A 19,418-nucleotide genomic window follows, 5' to 3' on the forward strand; every position below is an offset into this window, starting at 1 on the left:
CACAATCTCAAGATGAGGATGTGCATGATGAGAATCTAGCACTTGATACACAAGACATAGATTTAGGCGATGTGGATTTGGAAAATGCAGATTTGGGGAACTTGAATCTAGATGATATGGATACAATAGAGGCAACAGAGCATGATTCTTTTGAATCTCAAGCACAAGATATATCTATAGAGGGATTATCGGAGCCATCACAAGATTCACAAGATTTGGCGGATGGCGATAATGCACAAACTAACGATAATGATGATATCCAGATTAAAGAGGTGGATTTATCTAGCACAGAGGATAAGAGCGATTTGGAGGATTTCCAGTCTCTTGCAGAACAAGATGTATTGCGCGCAGTTGGTGAAGATATAGGATCACAAGACACACAAGAATCTACAGATACCGCACTCCACGCTATAGAGGATACACAAGAAATATCAAAAGATACAAATAAAGATTTAGAAGTAGTAACTACTGCCATAAGTCAATCTATACAAGATTCAATTAAGCGTTTGCAAAGTCCAGAAGTTACGGCTTTGCTTGATGGTATGGAAGTAACGATAAATATTAGCTTTAAGGATACGCATAAATGAATAAGGGTGCAATCCTCATCATATCAGGACCTAGTGGCTGTGGTAAAAGCACATTGACAAAAGAACTATTGCGCATTATCCCTAATTTGTATTTTTCTATCTCTACTACCACACGTGCTATACGCCAAGGTGAGCAAAATGGTGTGCATTATCATTTTGTAAGTGAGCAAGAATTTCTCCAACAAGTCCAAGAGGGGAAATTTTTGGAATGGGCGCAAGTGCATAATAATTATTATGGCACCGCCCTAGAGCCAATCACTTGTGCCCTAAAACAAGATAAGCTTGTGTTGTTTGATGTCGATGTGCAGGGACATAGAGACATCAAACAACATTTTGGAGATGTTGCTAAATCTGTGTTTATCACTACCAAAAACAAAGATGTGTTAAAAAATAGACTACAAAGCCGCCAAACCGATGATGAGCATACTATAGAATTTCGCTTGATTCAAGCTTATGAAGAGATGCAGCATTTGCATACTTTTGATTACTTGCTCATCAATGATGACATCACACAAGCAAAAGAAGCCATTACTGCGATTGCACAGAGCTTGCTCTATCGTAATACACGACAAAATGAGGAACTTTTGCAAAATTGGATCAAACTTTAAGGGCATTTTGGTTAGAATGTCTTAATCTGAAAAAAGGAGTTGTTATGGGAACAGGAAGTATTTGGCATTGGGTGATTGTATTACTAGTTATTGTATTGCTTTTTGGTGCAAAGAGAATTCCAGAATTAGCCAAAGGTTTGGGAAGTGGAGTAAAAAACTTTAAAAAAGCCATCAAAGAAGATGATGAAGATCAAGAAAAAATTACTCAAAACACACAATCCAAACCACAAAGTGAAAATATCCAAAGCACAGAATCTACATCAGAGCAAAAACATTAATTTTTGCTCAACACCATCTATTCTAAGGCATAATAGTATGTACCATCATATAAAAAATCTTTTAGAACATTGTGTCAATACGCATTTTTTGTTGTATGAGACCACTCAAGTTCCTTTGGAACGACCCAAACAAAAAGATTTTGGACATTTTGCTACACCTATAGCATTTGTCTTAGCAAAATCCCTTAAAAAAGCCCCAAATGCGATAGCAGAGGATCTTTGTGCCGTATTACGCGAGTATAAGGAATTCGCCAAAGTAGAGCCACTAAATGGTTACATAAATCTCACACTCTCTTATAAATTTTTAGATTCATTGTGTGATAAGGCATTAGGTGGGCAGTATTTTATCCCCCAAGATTTTGGAAATAATACGCGGATTTTATTGGAGTTTGTGAGTGCAAACCCCACAGGACCATTGCATATAGGACATGCGCGAGGGGCGATTTATGGTGATAGCCTTAAGCGCATTGGGCAGTTTTTGGGCTATGAGATTGTGAGTGAATATTATATCAATGATGCTGGGAATCAGATTGCTACTTTAGGACTTTCTGTATTACTAAGTGGCAAGGAATTGTTAGGCGAGGTGGTAGAATATCCACAAGAGTATTATAAAGGTGCTTATATTACAGATATTGCCAGGGCGGCCTTAGCACATTTTGGTGAAGAAATGTTTTCTGGTGATTCTCATATTCCCACACTTAGTGTTTTTGCCAAAGATTTGATGCTAGAAGAAATTCGCAAAAATCTAAAAAGCCTTGATATAGAGTTTGATCATTATGTGAGTGAAAAGGAGCTTTTTGGGAGATGGACACAAACGCTTGAAACACTCAAAGCTCATAATGGTGTGATAGAAAATGAGGGCAAACTTTGGCTATCTTCCACACAAAAGGGCGATCAAAAAGATCGTGTGATTGTGCGTGAAAATGGCGAACCTACATATTTGGCTGGTGATATTATTTATCATCAGGATAAGTTTATGCGCAATTTTACTCATTATATTAATATTTGGGGTGCGGATCATCACGGCTATATCACGCGTGTTAAGGCGTCGATAGAATTTTTGGGTTATGATAGTACAAAGCTAGAGATTTTGCTCTCACAAATGGTCGCACTCTCTAAAAGTGGGCAAAACTACAAGATGAGTAAGCGTGCTGGGAATTTTATACTTTTGCGCGATGTGGTGGAGGATATAGGCAGTGATGCGTTGCGTTTTGTGTTTTTGACAAAACGCTTGGATACGCATTTAGAATTTGATGTTGATATGCTCTCTCACCAAGATTCTTCAAACCCAATTTTTTACATCAATTATGCCAATGCTAGAATCCACACACTTTTAGAAAAATCTTCTCTTACACGATCCCAAGTAGCTAGTGCGCATTTGGTTGGTGATGAGACACCATTGTGGCAAGATTTACGATCTCTTGTGTTTAACGCACTAAGCATTCATCAAATTTTGCATTCTAGTTTTTGTGAGCGAGAGATTCAAAAAGTATGCGAATATTTAAAAATGCTTGCAAGTGATTTTCATAGCTTTTATAATGCGTATAAAATTTTGCAATCTCCACATCAAACAGAGATTCTAAAAGCTTTGTTGGTGGTGAGTGAGAGTATCACATTAGGTTTAAGGCTTATTGGGATACAAGCCAAAATAAGGATGTAGGGTAGTGGGGGGGGGTTGCAGTTATTATTTGCTATTTTGTGTGTTTTGGTTTGTATCATTAGTTAAAAAAATAGCAGAAGCGAGGAATATATGGTTTTGATACTGCTTTTTGTGTGCGCGTATATTGTGCCATCTATTGTGTTAAATTTTTTGCAAATTTCTCATATTACATCAGCACTTAATCAAAAAGCCATACTTTTAGATTCTCTTGATTACAAAAAAGCTGGTCATTATGCACTAGAAAAACTTAGGCTAAGCATCATTGAAAAAATCGTAGAATTAGGATTATTTGCATTTTGGGTTATGTTTGGATTTTCGTTTTTTTGGCAACACCTGTATGATATAGGGCTTAGTGGGGTTTGGCATCATATTGTTTTTTTGCTTCTTTTACTTCTTATTCCTATGTTTGTGAATCTTCCCTTAAGTTTGTATCAAACATTTAGTATTGATAAGCGTTATGGATTTTGTAAGCAGAATGTGGGATTATTTTTTGTAGATATTTTAAAAAATAGTGTTCTTAGTATCATTCTTGGTGGCGTGATTTTTTATATTTTGTTATGGGTTATGGATACTTTTAGTTTGTGGTGGTTTGGTGGTTTTGTGCTTATGTTTGGTGTAGTAGTTGTTGCAAATGTGCTATATCCTACAATCATTGCACCACTTTTTAATACTTTTACCCCACTTGAAGATAATGAATTAAAATCCCGCATAGAAAGGCTTTTGGATAAAGTAGGTTTTAGAAGTAGCGGGATTTTTGTTATGGATGCGAGTAAGCGTGATGGACGACTTAATGCGTATTTTGGTGGCATTGGAAAGACAAAGCGCGTAGTGCTTTTTGATACATTATTAGAAAAAATTAGTAAAGAAGGGCTTTTAGCTATTTTGGGACATGAGTTAGGGCATTTTAAACACAAAGATATTATAAAAAATCTTATTATAGTGGGTGTTTTTTTGTTTACACTCTTTTTTATTGCTGCGCATTTGCCAACAAGCTTTTTTACCCAAACATCTTTGCCACAAGAAAGTAGCACAATTTTAGCGCTTATGTTTTTACTCTCCTCAGTGCTTTCTTTTTGGTTTTTGCCACTTGTGGGGTATTTTTCACGCAAGGCAGAATATCGTGCTGATGCTTTTGGTGCGGAGCTTTCTTCCAAACAATGTCTTGCAAATGCACTTATTCATCTTGTGAATGAAAATAAATCTTTTCCAAGCTCCCATTGGCTTTATATTTATTTCTATTATTCTCACCCACCGCTTTTAGAGCGACTTAGGGCGTTAGATTATGACATTTAGTATCCAAACAGCCCTAGAATCCGCATATGAAATTTTACGTTCTAGCCCACTTACATCTGATGATCCACATTTGCGTATAGGTTTAGAATCTCAAATTCTCCTTGCGCATTTTCTCCAAAAAGATCGTGTGTTTTTGCATACATATCCGCAGACTTTACTCACGCCCACACAAACACGCCATTTTTTTGAATCTATCCAAAAGCGCGCTTTGGGCTATCCAATAGAATATCTCACACACAAAGTGAATTTTTATGGTCGCGAGTTTAGGATAGATTCTCACACGCTTATTCCTCGCCCAGAAACAGAAATTCTTGTGGAAAAAATACAAGAAATTTTGCATATATATCATTATACATCGATTGCAGAGATTGGTGTGGGTTGTGGGGTGATAGCCATAACACTTGCACTCCAAAATCCACAGATTCATATCTATGCCACAGATATAAATCCATATGCAATCGCCCTAGCGCGTGAAAATGCTATAAAGTTTGGTGTAGAGAAACAAATCACATTTTTTCATACTTCATTACTTCAGGGTTCAGAACATTTATGTTTGGATATGATTGTTGCAAATCCTCCATATATCGCAAATTCCTATACACTCCCATTGAGTGTGCGTTATGAGCCAAAAGAGGCGTTGTTTGGCGGAGAAGTGGGTAGTGAGATGCTAGAATCTATCATAGCGCTTGGTAGGGATTTGCACACATGTTTTGTGTGTTGTGAAATGGGCTATGATCAAAAGTTGAAGATACAAGATTTTATGCGTGAGATTCCCCATAAATCTTTAGAGTTTTACAAAGACTTAAGCGGTTTTGATAGGGGATTTATTTTACAATTCTCATAAATATTTTTTAGGGCAACAAATGAATATCGCGATCTTAAATTATAAAATAGGCAATCTTGCAAGTGTCCAAAATGCCTTGGCATATGCAAGTAAGGAACTTAAGCATATAACTATCACTATAGAATCTAATCCACATAATCTCGTGCGTTATGATAAGATTATTTTGCCCGGAGTTGGGGCTTTTGGCGATGCAATGGAGCATTTACGTATAAGCGGTATGCAAGAAGCGATTATAAGATTTGCAAAGAGTGGCAAATATATGCTTGGAATCTGTCTTGGTATGCAATTGCTTTTTGAGCAAAGTTCAGAGTTTGGTGAGCATAGAGGACTTGGGTTATTGCGTGGCATTATAGAGCCTTTTGATCGTGCCAAGCTTGGTGCATTAAAGGTCCCTCATGTAGGTTGGAATAAATGTTTTCTTACAGAGGAGGGCAAGAAAAATACACTTTTTGCGGGATTAGAAGAAGAGTTTTATTTGTATTTTGTGCATAGTTTTTGTAATAGAGATTCACGAAATATGCTTGCGCAGTGTGAGTATGGCTATACATTTAGTGCGATTGTAGGTCGTGATAATATTTTTGGGATTCAACCACACCCAGAAAAAAGCCACAAAGTAGGTTTGCAGTTACTCAAAAACTTTGTAAGTCTCTAAAGGCATTGTGCAGCTTTATGGGTAAGCTATTATTTTTTTTATTTTATAATGGTTTTCATGCACAATGTGTGCAATTTTATACCAAAAGGATAGATGATGAAATGCAAAGCATTAGTTTTAGGGCTTTTAAGTATAGTTGGGATACATGCTGCAAGTATTGATACAAGCAAAGTAAATGTGATATGGACTGCTTATAAGACTCCAGCAAAGGTCGCAGTGAGTGGGACTTTTAAGGATATAGCATTTAAGTTTGGTAAAAAGCAGGATTCTATTGCTACTGCTCTAGAGGGAGCGAGTGCAACTATCGATCCAATAAAAGTGAATCTCAACGATGATGTAAAAAATGCGAATCTTCGTGATTTTTTCTTTTCAAAATTTAGCAAAAAAGAAATCAAAGTAACGCTTCATGATGTTGTAGAAGGCAAGGATCAAGGCACGATTTTGGCATCTGTCAGAATGAATGGCAAAACAAACAAAGTGCCTATGGAATACAAAATTGAAAATGATGTTTTAAAGGCGCATGGTGTGCTAGATCTTAGTGAATTTAAACTTAGCGAGGCAAGAGTCAATCTCCAAAAAGCCGTATCAGATCTGCATGAAGGTATGACTTGGTCGCAAGTAACCATTGGCTTTGAAGTGCCTATCAAAAAATAAAGCATAATATTTCCACGCAATGTTTCCTGTTGCGTGGTGTCAAATATTTAGTGTTGCCATATAGCGTTCCAAAATATAACACGCACTAAGGCTATCAAGTTTCCCATTTTTTTGTGCTAAGACACGAGATTCTCTACCCAAATATGCAAGATCCTGTAGTGCTTCTTGAGAGGTGTAATCTTCATTGATATATACAATTTCCCCATCAAAATTTACCAGATGTATAAAATGTCTTATGCGAGTGCTTGTGTCTTTATAATGTGCTTCACCACCACTTGGAAGCCCTACGACTAATGTATCGATACATTTTTGGCTAAGCAACGCACTAAGCACTAGACTTGCCTGATTGCGATTTTTTCGTAAAATCGGCTCTATGGGTAATATGATACCTTGTGTGTATTGGGCTAACCCTATGCGCTTTAACCCCACATCGCAAGCAAGAATATTATTTGTTTGGTTTGTCGTCTTAGAATCTAACATATTCGTATCACTCCATTTTGGCGTATGATTTTCCCCTCTATTTCATATTGAAAGATTTTTTCACCAAACTTTTGCACAGCTTCTTCAAGGCTTGATGCATACTTACAAAATTCTAATACTGCATCATATACCTCTTCTTGTGTGCCAAAAATTTGTGTGATGAATGTCTCAATATCATAGATACATTGCGCTTGTTGGTTTATGAGAAGGTGTTGTGTGCCTAGGCTTTCGGGCATTCGATGAGGCAAGACAAAAAGTGGCTTATGTGTTTGTATGCTAAGTTGCGCACTTTGCATAGATCCACTTTGTAAATCAGCTTGTGGAATGATGACAATATCACTAAGCCCTATGACAAGTCGATTGCGTTCCAAAAAGCTATAGTGCTTTGGCATATAGTTTTGCTCATATTCGCTTAGCACAAGCCCTTGCTCAATAATGGATTGTATGATAGCCCAGTTGGCTTTTGGGTAGATAATATCAAGGCTTGAGGGAGAAATCATAATGGTGCGTGGCAGTGCGGCAGAGTGCGCGATAATATCCACCCCTAGTGCCCCACCACTGACTACCACACCACCGGCTTTGGCAATTTTTGTCGCAAGAATCGAGCTAAATTGTTTTGTGTATGGGTTTGGACGTCTTGTGCCTATGATAGCAACCTTGATAGGTGTATCTAAAAGACTTATATCGCCTAGCGCAAAGAGTGTTTTTGGTGGCTTAGATAGTGTAAGAAGCGAGGGTGGTATTGGTATGGATGTAGGTTTTGGCATTAGCGATTTTGTGTAAAGTGAAATTTGGAGCGATTATATAGAGTGATGTTTTGAGTGTGGAGATAAGATTCTAGTTGTGCTGGGCCTATCAAATCCACTTCCTTTGTAAGTTTATCTTTGGCGTTTTTAAGAGCTTCTATGGTGCTTGGAAATGGGTGGCATATAGCTATGGCATAGCCTTTGTCTTTGGCTTTTTTGATAGCAAGATCAATTTGGCGATCTGTATGCTCTTTTTGGGCTATGGTGTCTAAGAAAATATCTCGCTGCATAATAAGCCTACCTTGTTCTCTAGCGATTTTGGGAGAGGCGATATCCGTATTTGTCACACTATCAATAAAGCGTAAATCTAGCTCATCAAATACACTTATTAGATTTTGCATATCATTATAACTAGTGGTAAATTTACTCCCTGTGTGATTGTTGAGATATTTTAGATTGGGAAAATCAGCCTTAAGATTTTTCATATAGGCAAGGAGTGAATCTCGACTAATGCCTGTGGCAAGTGGTTCTAATTTTTTTTGATAAAAATTGAGTGCTTCTAGGGGTAGATGTATCATATATTCTTTGGCATAGGCAGCGATTTTTGGGGTGTCTGGAGTATAGGGTGTTTTTGGAAAGATTGATGGCGTGATAGGAAGCTTGATATTACGCAAGGCATTATATTGCGAAAGATTTTGAATGTCATCCATAATAATAACAAGCTTTGGTTTGTTATCACTTTGTTTGTAGCTTTTGGCTTTGTGGTAGGATTCTTTAAAGGTTTGTTTGATGTCTAAGATAAAGGAATCCGCATATAAAAATCCACATAGAATGATAAGAAAAAGATATTTCACGCATAGCCTTTTGTTTCTAGCGATTGTAGCAGGTTTTGTGTTGGTCTTGGCTTAAAAGGGAATCTTAAAAAGCAGTGGATTAAAGGCTTTGGAAACAATGAGGACTTTTTCACCGATTGCAAGTTTTTTTGCATCATCAATAGGATAAAGCACACGCACAATTTGTGAGGCACACGCAATATCAATAATTTCTACCACCCCTTGAGGGGTTTTACGCAATATTTCGCCACTTAATTGTACTTTGCCACTTAAAGGAGCACCAAAAATTTCATCGGTGCTACCACTTTTAGTGATATTACCATTTTCTATACACCATATCTTTGTGCTAAGGCGTATGATCTCTGTAATTTCGTGGCTAATAAGAATCGTGCTAAGTCCTAGATCGCTGTGGAGTTTGCTAATAATATTTTGCAAAGTAAGGCGCATTGTTGAATCTAGCGCACTTAGTGGTTCATCAAGAAGTAGGATTTTGGGCTTACGCACTAATGATCGTGCAAGGGCTACCCTTTGGGCTTGTCCGCCTGATATTTGGGTAATAGGGTGTTTGAGAATAGCATTAAGCTCCATAGTATCAATAAGCCAAGAGATAAAGTCTGTTTTGTGTTTGGTGGCAAATAGGATATTTTCTTCCACGCTAAGATGTGGGAAGAGGGCATAATCTTGAAACATAAACCCAATACTGCGCTTTTGTGGTGGGAGGATATATTTTCCATCTTGCCAAATTTCATCGCCAATCTTGATATAGCCTGTATCCGGTTGTGTTAATCCAGCTAAGATTCTAAGGAGTGTTGTTTTTCCTGCCCCACTTTTGCCAAATAGCGCAACAAAATCTCCAAAATTCATTGTTTGGGAGATTTCAAGCTTAAAAGGGTTTTGTGTATGGGGCGTGTGTAGTGTTTTGGTGCATTCAAAGATAATATCCATAATTAACCCTTAGAGAATCTGTGTAGTATGGTTGGTGTATTTGCGCATGAAAGCAAAAATTACGCATAAACTTGTAAAGCTTATTGCAAAGAGTGTGAGTGCGTATTGGTGCGCGAGTGTGTAATTGAGTGTTTCGACTTGTTCATAGATAGCAATACTAGCGACTTTTGTTTCGCCTGCGCGCGAACCTCCTATCATCATCACTACGCCAAACTCGCCGATAGTGTGTGCAAAACTTGTAACACAGCCTAGTAAAACTGAGGATCGTATATTTGGCATAAGCACATAAAAAAAGGTAGATACTTTGCCTTTGCCTAATGTATAGCTTGCTTCTTTGAGAGAAGGTGGGAGTGAAGAGAGGGCGTTTTTGATAGGATTTACCATAAATGGCAAAGAAAAAATCATACTTGCTACAACTAGTCCAGAAAAACTAAAGGCAAGTTGGAATGAACAATATTCAAGTAAAAATGCTCCTAGGGGATTATGACGATTAAATATTACAAGCAAATAAAATCCAAGTACAGATGGTGGGAGAATAAGTGGCATCCAAATAAGTGTTTGGAGGATAATGCTAAACCTTGGCTTGAGTGAATCTATTATGATGGCAAGGGCTATACCTGTGGGCAATAAGCATAGTGTCGTATATAATGCAAGCTTAAAAGTAAGCTGCATAGTTTGTAAAAATTCAGAATCCAAAAAATCCATATATGGTTCCCTAATTATGTGGTGTTTGTGGCATTGAATCTATAGTTTGTATAGATTGTGTTTCATCGCTACTTTGTAGAGATTCTAATAAAATATCACTAGGATTAATATACCACGCACATAAATCGCCTATAGCAAAAGCCTCTGTGTCTTGTGTGGCAACTAGCGCACTAATACCACATTCAAGGCTTATGAGGCTTAAAATTGTGTCTTTGGTAATGTGTTGTATGCGTGATTGAAAGCAATTTTGTGTATATAGATGAGAATCTTTACGTGCAAGTAGGACTTGCGTGGGTTTAAAATATGCCAAACCACTCGTACCCATAGCAAGAGTGCATCGAGTATGTGGTGTTATAAGTACAAATACCCAAAGCGTACCTATGGGAGTTTGTAAGCCCACAAGCCCTAAGTCTCTATCATGTGTGATATTTGTAATCGTGTAGGGAAGCGTATTCATATTGATGTATGATTATGGTGCATCATATCCATAAGATGCAAAAATTGCTTGCGCTTTTTTATCTAGGAGATATTGTGCGAATTCTTTGGCAAGTTGAGAATCTTTACCGGCTTTTGTGATAACAAGGGATTGCACAATTGGTGTATAAAGTTTCTCATCAATGATGCTATAAGTGATTGCACTTCCCTCTTTTTGGGCTTCTTTGATTACCATAGACAACGCACTAAAGCCAATTTCTGCAGAGCCTTCAAGCACGTATGTAGTTGCTTGTCCAATAGATTCACCAAGCACGAGCTTTGGTGCAAGTATTTGCTCTAGTTTTGCACTTTTGATATATTCCTTCGCGGCTACTCCATAAGGAGCTAGTTTGGCATTGGGGGTAGCGATGTGTTGTATAGATGGACTTTTGAGAATCTCGGTATTATTTGCATTAAAATTTTTGTTCGCACTAAAGATTACAAGCTTACCGCGAACATAATTTTTTGGTGTGTCTGCCGTTAGTTTGTCTTGATAAAGCTTTTGTGGATATTGAGTATCTGCAGCGATAAATAATTCTGCCAAAGATCCATTTTGAATCTGTGCATGTGCCTTGCCAGAAGAGATATAGCTAATTTCTATTGTGTCATTTATGTGTGTTTGCAAAAATTCCTTTTTAATATCTTCTAGCACAAATTTAAGACTTGTAGCCGCCAAAACCTCAATCTTTTCCGCAAAGATACCGCCACATAAAAGTGCAAATATTACGAAAACGCGTGTTAGCATACAACCTCCTTTTTTTGAAATGAGGAGATTGTATACTATGTTTTTTAAAATATATATAAAAATTCTTTGTATGAAGTTAGAGTGTTTGTTTAACAAGTGTTTCTATAGTTGTTTTTGAATCTGGTTCAACAAGTCTATCACCAATTTCTTCCCCATTTTTGTAACCTATAAGCGTAGGGATTGCACGAACACCCAATATATCTTTGAGTGTCCCTTCTGAATCTACAGAGATGTGATAAAACTCTACTTTTCCCTCGTATTCCTTAGCCAAAACTTCCAAAATAGGCTCGATTCTGCGACAATCTGGACACCAAGAAGCTCCAAGTATTACAACACTGGAGCCATTTTTGATATTTTCTAGGTATTGTTGTGTGTTGATATGTTGTAGCATATTGTCTCCTTTTTATGGTTCATTTAGTATTCCTAAAGCGTATCTTGATAGGCTAAATATTTAGTTACATTTTTAGAATTTATGTGAAAATAAGTTACAGAATATAAACCAAATAAAAAAGAGATGAATTTTATGTTAAAATGCACACATTTTTACTTATAGGGGTTTTTATGGTTTTAAAGGATAATTTTAAAAAAGAGGGCGATTTTTTATTTCGATATAGAAGTTATCTACCTTTAGCAGTTATTCCGTTTTTTGTATTATGTTTGGTGAGTTTTCCACAAAACTTGCTTCTGCCAAGAATCGAGGTGCAAAATTTCTTTTTTCTTGATCTTTGGTTAGGCACAGATGCGCAATTAAATTTTATATACAACACACCATTAGTAATTTTTGCGCTTATTGTTGGGTTATTAGGGCAAGGTATTAGAATCTTGGTAGCTGGGTATGTTCCTCGCGATACTTCTGGACGTAATACCAAAGCACAAAAGGCTGAAGTGCTTAATGTTACAGGTATGTATTCTCTTTGCCGCAATCCTTTGTATTTGGGAAATTTTTTGATGATGTTTGCTCCCGTGCTCTTGTTGGGAAATTGGCTTTTTGCTTTGTCTTTCATTTTGGCATTTTGGCTGTATTATGAGCGTATTATTTATGCAGAAGAGAGTTTTTTAACGCAAAAATTTGGTGATGAATATCTACAATGGGCGCAAAATACTCCAGCATTTCTTCCAAATTTTCGTCATTACACCAAAAGTAATTTAGGTTTTAGTATGCGATCTATGCTAAAGAGAGAATATCATTCACTTTTTGGTTTGGCTACTTCGCTTTTTCTTATTCATTGGGTTATTGGCGTGTATGTGTCTTGGGATCTTGTGGTTGCATTTGAGCCATGCATTAGCGTGTTTTTTGCAGTAAGTGCAGTCATTTATGTGGTAATGTTGGTGCTAGTAAAGACTACAAAAATCTTTGAGGTAGATGGTCGCTAAAGTGATCCAAATGTCCAAAAGATTCGTTATAAGCTATCATCGGATAATTTCTCTTATACCCTTGGTGTTACGCTTAGAGAGGAAACCCTCTTTTTCTAGCTGTTCGACATAGTTTGTTGCTCGGTTAAATCCTATACTAAAGCGTCTTTGCACACTACTTGAAGAGGTATTACCACTCTCAAGCATAAAGCGTTTGATTTGATCAAGCATATCATCTCCATCATCTTTGAAATCCCCTCCAGCTAAAATACTTTCTTTGTCATCAAGTAAGAAACTTTTATCATAGTTTGGCTCTCTTTGGGATTTGATAAAACTCACGACAGATTCTATCTCTTCTTCGGTGCTAAAAGGTGCGTGTAAGCGGATAATGGTATCAGAGATTTTAAAAAGCATATCGCCTCTGCCTAGCAAACTCGCTGCGCCCACATCATCAAGGATAACTTTAGAATCTACTTTACTACCCACTTTATAGCTTATGCGTGAAGGGAGGTTGCCCTTTAGTGTGCCTGTTACGACATCGACACTTGGGCGTTGTGTAGCGATAATGAGGTGCATACCACAAGCGCGCCCCATTTGCGCGATTCGGCTTAGAGGTGCTTCAGCTTCACGCCCAGAAGTTTGCATAAGGTCAGCTAATTCATCAATAATGATGACAAAATACTGCATTTCTTCTTCGCCTTCTTCTTGTGCTTTTTTGTTATAACTCTCAATTTCTTTGACGCGCATATCTTTCATTTTTTCATATCGTCTATCCATTTCGTGCATTGCGTTATTTAAGCCCACAATCGCCTTTTTTGGATCTGTGATAATAGGTGTGATAAGATGAGGTATATCGCTATAGAGTGAAAACTCCACTCGTTTTGGGTCAATCATCATAAGCTTTAGCGTATCAGGCGAGTTCTTATACAGCAAAGAAAGAATCATTGCATTAATACCTACGCTTTTTCCGCTACCTGTAGTTCCAGCAATAAGCAAGTGCGGAAGTTTGCGCAAGTCTTGGACAAATGGATTGCCCACTATATCTTTTCCAAACGCAAGTGTAAGAGGAGATTGCGTCTTTTTAAACAGATCAGATTCTAAGATTTCACGTAAGAAAATGGTTTCTGTTTTGTTGTTTGGAATCTCTATCCCTACCACATCTTTACCGGGCACAGGTGCTTGGATTCTAATAGATTTTGCCGAGAGCGCAAGGGCAATGTCATCTTCGAGATTAAGGATTCTAGAAACCTTGACATTTGGAGCAGGGCGAAACTCAAATGTTGTAACGATAGGACCTGTGTAAGTTCGCACGACATCACCATCGATTTTAAAGGTTTTGAGTTTGGCAAGTAAAATTTCACTTTTGGTATCGATTTCAACTTCATCAATTTCATTTTTGTATGTATCTGGTTGATTGAGAAGGCTTGTGGGTGGGAGCTTGAAATTTAGCGGTGTAGTGCTTTTACCAAAATCAAGATCCCTAAGGAGAGCGGTATTTTCATCAAGTTCACGCACGATATGGACTTTTGGTGGTTTTGGTGTAGGGCTTTGTTCGGGTTTTGGTTGTGGTGGTGTGATAGGCGTGGTATATGTGTCTTTTGGTGTATCAATCTCTGGAGTTTTAGAATTTACATAAGATTCTATATTTGTGGATTTAAGAGTGTTTGGTTGTGTCATTAGAGCTTCTTGTGTGGCGGGTTGCATGGCTTGCTTGGGGTGTAACTCTGATGCGTTGGCAAGATGAAAACCTGGCATTACAGAATCTAATGCACTAGATTCTGTGATATTGTCATATGTATGGGAGCTAAGAGGCGTTGCAGGTGTTGGCACAGGTTGCAATTCTGTAGGTTGCAGTTCTTGTATATCAAGACTAGAGATAATATCTTGCGTGCTAGAGTGCGTTGGTTGTGAATGTGTATATGGCACTTGTTGTGGCACTTGTGAAAGTGGCGTTTGTGTAGGTTTTGGAGGGCTATAGGGTTGCTTTTTTGGCGCCTGTGTAAAATCTGCTTGATGGGAGTTATTGATAATTGCTTGTATATCAAGTGGTGCTTGTGTGATTGGTTGTGTATGCGATGTAGTTTTGGGCGCAAGTTTTGAGCCATAATAAGCTGTTTTGTAGGCATTATTGAGGGCATTTTGTGTGATTTCTTGTTGTTGAGAGAGGGTGATTTCTTGGATAAGTGGCGCTTGTGCTGTTTGTGGTTGGTGTGGCGTTTGTGGCATAGAGTTTTGGACTTGGAAGCGATCTTTATATTCTTGTATGCGTTCTTGCAAAAAAGATTCTGAATCTAGTGCACTATTTTGCACGACTTGGATTTGTAAATCATCAGGGATTGGATCGTGATATGTGGGTGCATCTTGGGGTTGTGCATAAGAAGTTTGCATAGACTGGGTGGTGTGTGTAGATTGTGATTCTTGGGGCTGGATAGAGACTTGTTTTGTGGTATGTGGTGGATTATGGTCGTGATGTAGAGGATTTTGTGGCGTTTGGGTGTCTATGTTGAGGGCATGAATTGCTTGAATGTGTTCAATGCGTTCTTGTTCTTTTTTGCGTAGCGTTTCTTTGTATTGTTGTAGTTTGGTTTTATAGGTATGATACAAGACATAGAATTTTGCAATAAGTGTTTTACTTAGTGTTTGTAAGAGTGCATAAAGCGTTTTGGTATATCTAATAATCACGCGATATAGTGCCAATAATTTTGCAACAAAGGCTTTGTAAAAGGGCTTGGTTCGTATTATGAGGGTTTGAAGTTGTTTAAAAAGAATGTCTATATTGCTTTGTGTGGCTATAAGGATTGAAAGGAGGAGACAGCCTATAACCAAAATCCACACACCAAACACACCGATAAAATTTTGCAAAAAATGGACTACACTATTACCAAAAAGCCCACTATGCGAAAGCAAGGATTGCGCTAAAAGCAAGCTTACAAACCCAAGCGATCCCGCGATAACAAGTTCAAGTTTGCGAAAGTCTAGTGTAGGATTTTTATAGAAATAATACGCTGGATAGAGCAAAAAAAGTAGATATACATAGCCAAGATACCCAAAGATACTAAGATTAAGTATTGCAAATTGTTGTCCTAATACGCCCACCATACCACTTTCGCCAACAATAGTGGCGATAGAGAGAAAAAGAAGTAAGATATTACTAAAGATATAGAGATAGATTCTGCTATTAAACTTTTTTGCGTTTTTTTCGTGCTTTTTGATAGGGAATCCTTTTTGTAAAATGACAAGCAATGTCGCTAATTATAGCATATTGTGTGCAAATTTCGTTACTATTTGTTACGATTGAAATGCCTAGAGTGCGAGTCTTGTGCGGATATATCGTGACTTTAAAGTTAATTTATGTAGTATCTATGCCAAAATTTGTGAATCTACTTTGAGGAGAGGGAATGCACGGAAAGATTCTGCGCTACTCGACACAGACAAAAAATGGCGTGGTTACCAATGCGTCTAAGAAAATTTTTGAGCTTCGCGGTAATAGTTGGCATGATCCCAAGATGATGCCTTCTGTGGGTATGTTTGTAGAGTTTCGATGTGATGATAACGGATATACGATTGTAGATTGTAGAGCTTCAAGTTATCAGAGTTTTCCAGAGGATGGGCTTGTGCGTGAGATCGACTTTTGGCGAACCAACACTGATGAGGAGCTTAAGGCAAAGGAAGCTGACGCTAAGGCAAATATTGCTAAACAAATTTTTGCCAAAACAAATTATGCTAAACTCAATGCTATCGAGCTTAGTGCCACTCCGCAAGAGTGTATCAAAGATTTTTTTCGTGATGAATTTAATGCCATAGCATTTTTGGATAGTGTGCGTCAAGATTCTACCCCTGTGCAAGGTACTATGTTAAGCTATCTCATTATCAAGCCATTTTTAACAAAAGCCATTGATTTTTTGGTATATAACGATCGCCATATCACCATGGATAATTTTGCGTCAGAGCTTCAGACACTCAAGCAATTAGAGTATTCTTATAGTCATTTCAAAACAAATGTCAATATTAATGCCTCAAAGATTTATAAAGAATGCTTTTTAGATGCACAATATCACTACAAAGGTGTTTTGCGTGCTATTGAAGTTTTTAATGAAAAAAAACTTCAAATAGAAAATAAAGTGCGTGTATGTGGCATGGAGTTGCGTAGCATTCAAGCAAAACTTGATGCAAAAAAAGGTGATCCCAAAATATTTGAAGCCAAAAAGGTAGAAATTGCAAAGATTGTAAGCAAAGCCAAAAGCGATACAAAAAGTATTGATACGCTTATTGATAAGCTAAAAACTATGAGTGAGGCATTTGTCAAAGATAATTTTGCGACTTTTGAAGTTGTTTTTACCAAGATTTATCAAGTGCTTGTTGATAAAACCAAGGAAGCATTAGACATTTGTGGCACAAAGCTTGATGATAAAGTATGGAGTTTGGGTATGGCATCTCAAGCCATCAAAAATGTATTTTTTCGTCAGCATATAAATTCGCCTTTTTGTGCGATGACTTTTGTAGAAAATCATATCAAACATCTCAACAAAGCCAAAATGAGCAATAATGAGAGTGTGGTATATAATTATGCCCAACGCTATAGCAAGTCGTATAAAAATTATGTAATTTTTTGTGAAAATGAAGCGTTTGAACTTGATCTAAAGGTAAAGATTCTAGCAAAAGCAAAAAATAATTACGTGTATGTGTTTCAAAAAGAGATTGAATTTTTTACCGCAGTCAATAAAATGAAGTTTGAAATATGTTTTATAGATTCGGAGTTGCGCCTCTCAAATCCCAAAGAAATCCTAAAAGCCGGTGTATCTTCTAAACGCAACAAAGACACGAAATTTATGCTGCTTAAAGCATCAGATATTAAAAATCTCACTCTCTAAGCTGTATTATGACTTTGTGTAGTCTCCTTAATGCTAGCAAATATTATGAGCATACGCCTGTTTTAGAATCTATCAATTTTAGTATCTCTTCGCGTGAGCGTGTAGCCGTGATTGGTAAAAATGGGTCGGGTAAATCCACGCTTTTAAAACTCATAGAGGGTAGTATCGAGTTAGATTCAGGGGAGCGTGTGATTCCAAAGAATTTAAAGATTCTTTCTCTAGCCCAAGATCCCAAGTTTCCACAAACAGCAAGCGTAGAAGATGTGATTGCGGATAGTTTGGGATTGCTTCGAGAAGCACATGAGAAACTCCAAGTTTTAAGTGCTAAAATTAATGCAACGCCTTATACAACTTCAGAGCATAATCCTTCTTTGCAAGCACTTTTAGATGAATATTCCCAAGTGAGTAGTTTTATCGATGAACACAATGGTTGGGATTTGCAATCGCGTGTCAATGAGGTGCTAGAGCGCTTTGGACTTATGGAGTTTAGGCATCGCTTGGCAGTAAGTCTAAGTGGTGGAGAGCAAAAGCGTGTGGCATTGTGTCAGATTCTGCTTGAGAGCGTGGATTTATTAATCCTTGATGAGCCTACCAACCACCTTGATGTAGAAATGGTAAGTTTTTTGGAAAAATTTATCCAAGATTCTACATTTAGTATGGTGTTTGTGAGCCATGATCGGTATTTTATAGAAAATGTTGCCACGCGTATCATAGAAGTAGAAAATGCAAAATTGATGGGTTTTGAGGGCGGATATAGTAGCTATTTACATAAAAAAGAAGAGATGTATAGGGCGCTTACTAATGCTCATGAGAATCTCCTAAAGCTTTTAAAAAGTGAAGAAGAATGGTTAAGGCGTGGTGTCAAGGCGAGATTAAAGCGCAATGAGGGACGCAAGAAAAGAATCTTAGAGCTTAGGGAAGAGGCAAAGAAAAACCCTAGTGTTATCCGAAAAATGAAGCTAGAGCTTGAGCGAGAATACAAGAGGTTTAACGCCAGTGAAGGAAAAAATACAAAAAAATGTCTTTTTGAGATAGAAAATCTTAGTAAAAATCTTGGCGATAGGGTGCTTATTGCTCATTTACATTTGCGAATCTTAGCCGGAGAAAAAATCGGTGTAGTAGGCAAAAATGGATCGGGCAAAAGCACATTACTAAAACTTCTTTTGGGTGAAATTACTCCAAGTGGTGGTGTGATAAAAACAGGCGCTATACGCATTGGGTATTTTGATCAACACCTTGCTATGCTTGATGATAGCAAGGATTTATTAGAGACATTTTGTCCTAATGGTGGCAATATGGTGAATGTGCGTGGGAAACATATCCATGTGTATGGGTATCTCAAGAATTTTTTGTTTCCCAAAGAATTTTTAGATAAAAAAATAGGATTTTTAAGTGGCGGAGAGAAAAAGCGTGTAGCACTTGCCTTGCTTTTTACGCAAGAAGTTGACGTGCTAATCCTTGATGAGCCTACGAATGATCTTGATATTAATACAATGACAATTGTCGAGGAGTATCTTGCACATTTTAATGGAAGTGTGATTTTTGTAAGTCATGATCGATATTTTGTGGATAAGCTTGCTTCAAAGTTATTGATTTTTGAGGGTGAGGGAGTGGTGAATGTGGCGTTTGTGGGTTATAGTGAGTATTTGGATACCAAACTAGAGCTTAGCGAATTAGAATCTTTAGATAA

The 19,418-nt window shown here is 37.5% G+C and carries 19 protein-coding genes and 1 pseudogene; 11 read left to right on the forward strand and 9 right to left on the reverse strand.

The genetic code is table 11. The features are described from left to right. The 8 genes and pseudogenes from C6H22_RS07450 to C6H22_RS07485 all read left to right on the forward strand — a co-directional run. Window positions 1-587: pseudogene (locus C6H22_RS07450) on the forward strand (hypothetical protein); the annotation flags it as partial. Beyond that, window positions 584-1,195, forward strand: coding sequence for a guanylate kinase (gmk, locus tag C6H22_RS07455; protein ID WP_104694660.1), 612 nt, complete (start codon window positions 584-586; stop codon window positions 1,193-1,195). The pseudogene C6H22_RS07450 and the gene gmk, both read left to right, overlap by 4 nt. Window positions 1,196-1,239: 44 nt before the next feature. Beyond that, window positions 1,240-1,473, forward strand: coding sequence for a twin-arginine translocase TatA/TatE family subunit (tatA, locus tag C6H22_RS07460; RefSeq protein ID WP_095628464.1), 234 nt, complete (start codon window positions 1,240-1,242; stop codon window positions 1,471-1,473). Window positions 1,474-1,510: 37 nt separating this feature from the next. Then, on the forward strand, window positions 1,511-3,133 hold the full coding sequence (argS, locus tag C6H22_RS07465) for an arginine--tRNA ligase (protein WP_104694661.1): 1,623 nt from the start codon (window positions 1,511-1,513) through the stop codon (window positions 3,131-3,133). Between the two features lie 90 nt (window positions 3,134-3,223). Then, window positions 3,224-4,426 (forward strand): M48 family metallopeptidase, encoded by a 1,203-nt coding sequence (locus C6H22_RS07470; RefSeq protein ID WP_104694662.1) that lies wholly within the window; start codon window positions 3,224-3,226, stop codon window positions 4,424-4,426. Next, complete coding sequence (gene prmC, locus C6H22_RS07475) at window positions 4,416-5,270, forward strand: peptide chain release factor N(5)-glutamine methyltransferase (RefSeq protein WP_104694663.1); 855 nt, start codon at window positions 4,416-4,418, stop codon at window positions 5,268-5,270. The genes C6H22_RS07470 and prmC overlap by 11 nt, the downstream gene beginning before the upstream one ends. Before the next feature lie 19 nt (window positions 5,271-5,289). Then, on the forward strand, window positions 5,290-5,922 hold the full coding sequence (gene hisH / locus C6H22_RS07480) for an imidazole glycerol phosphate synthase subunit HisH (RefSeq protein WP_104694664.1): 633 nt from the start codon (window positions 5,290-5,292) through the stop codon (window positions 5,920-5,922). Between the two features lie 96 nt (window positions 5,923-6,018). Next, the gene (locus C6H22_RS07485) at window positions 6,019-6,576 is read left to right on the forward strand and encodes a YceI family protein (protein WP_233707090.1); all 558 of its coding nucleotides are present in this window, start codon (window positions 6,019-6,021) and stop codon (window positions 6,574-6,576) included. A 39-nt stretch (window positions 6,577-6,615) separates the two neighbouring features. Here the strand turns inward: C6H22_RS07485 and ruvX are convergent, their stop codons facing one another. From ruvX to C6H22_RS07525, 8 genes are all read right to left on the reverse strand, one after another. Then, a complete protein-coding gene (gene ruvX / locus C6H22_RS07490; RefSeq protein WP_104694666.1) occupies window positions 6,616-7,056 on the reverse strand; it encodes a Holliday junction resolvase RuvX in 441 nt (146 codons plus the stop codon). After that, window positions 7,050-7,823: a DNA-processing protein DprA gene (locus C6H22_RS07495; RefSeq protein ID WP_104694667.1), complete on the reverse strand. Its 774-nt coding sequence runs from the start codon at window positions 7,821-7,823 to the stop codon at window positions 7,050-7,052. The genes ruvX and C6H22_RS07495 overlap by 7 nt, the downstream gene beginning before the upstream one ends. Then, entirely contained in the window at window positions 7,823-8,656 is an 834-nt protein-coding gene (locus C6H22_RS07500) for a divergent polysaccharide deacetylase family protein (protein ID WP_104694668.1), read from the reverse strand. Before C6H22_RS07500 ends, C6H22_RS07495 begins: the two co-directional genes overlap by 1 nt. 51 nt (window positions 8,657-8,707) lie before the next feature. Further along, window positions 8,708-9,580, reverse strand: a complete 873-nt coding sequence (locus C6H22_RS07505) for an ATP-binding cassette domain-containing protein (protein WP_104694669.1) — start codon at window positions 9,578-9,580, stop codon at window positions 8,708-8,710. 9 nt (window positions 9,581-9,589) lie between these two features. Further along, the gene (modB, locus tag C6H22_RS07510; protein WP_104694676.1) at window positions 9,590-10,276 is read right to left on the reverse strand and encodes a molybdate ABC transporter permease subunit; all 687 of its coding nucleotides are present in this window, start codon (window positions 10,274-10,276) and stop codon (window positions 9,590-9,592) included. 19 nt (window positions 10,277-10,295) lie between these two features. Further along, a complete protein-coding gene (locus C6H22_RS07515) occupies window positions 10,296-10,742 on the reverse strand; it encodes a hypothetical protein (protein ID WP_104694670.1) in 447 nt (148 codons plus the stop codon). Between the two features lie 12 nt (window positions 10,743-10,754). Then, window positions 10,755-11,504: a molybdate ABC transporter substrate-binding protein gene (modA, locus tag C6H22_RS07520; protein WP_104694671.1), complete on the reverse strand. Its 750-nt coding sequence runs from the start codon at window positions 11,502-11,504 to the stop codon at window positions 10,755-10,757. A gap of 76 nt (window positions 11,505-11,580) precedes the next feature. Then, window positions 11,581-11,895: a thioredoxin family protein gene (locus tag C6H22_RS07525; protein ID WP_104694672.1), complete on the reverse strand. Its 315-nt coding sequence runs from the start codon at window positions 11,893-11,895 to the stop codon at window positions 11,581-11,583. A 170-nt stretch (window positions 11,896-12,065) separates the two neighbouring features. Between C6H22_RS07525 and C6H22_RS07530 the strand changes: the two genes are divergently transcribed. Further along, a complete protein-coding gene (locus tag C6H22_RS07530) occupies window positions 12,066-12,878 on the forward strand; it encodes a methyltransferase family protein (RefSeq protein WP_104694673.1) in 813 nt (270 codons plus the stop codon). 36 nt (window positions 12,879-12,914) lie between these two features. On the opposite strand, the gene C6H22_RS07535 is transcribed toward C6H22_RS07530, so the two are convergent. Further along, on the reverse strand, window positions 12,915-16,100 hold the full coding sequence (locus C6H22_RS07535) for an FtsK/SpoIIIE family DNA translocase (protein WP_233707091.1): 3,186 nt from the start codon (window positions 16,098-16,100) through the stop codon (window positions 12,915-12,917). A 155-nt stretch (window positions 16,101-16,255) separates the two neighbouring features. Between C6H22_RS07535 and C6H22_RS07540 the strand changes: the two genes are divergently transcribed. Continuing rightward, entirely contained in the window at window positions 16,256-17,728 is a 1,473-nt protein-coding gene (locus C6H22_RS07540; RefSeq protein WP_104694674.1) for a hypothetical protein, read from the forward strand. Between the two features lie 8 nt (window positions 17,729-17,736). Continuing rightward, a partial coding sequence (abc-f, locus tag C6H22_RS07545) for a ribosomal protection-like ABC-F family protein (protein WP_104694675.1) occupies window positions 17,737-19,418 on the forward strand: 1,682 nt, incomplete at its 3' end.

This window comes from Helicobacter equorum (assembly GCF_900198655.1).
GTDB classification, from domain to species: Bacteria; Campylobacterota; Campylobacteria; order Campylobacterales; family Helicobacteraceae; genus Helicobacter_F; species Helicobacter_F equorum.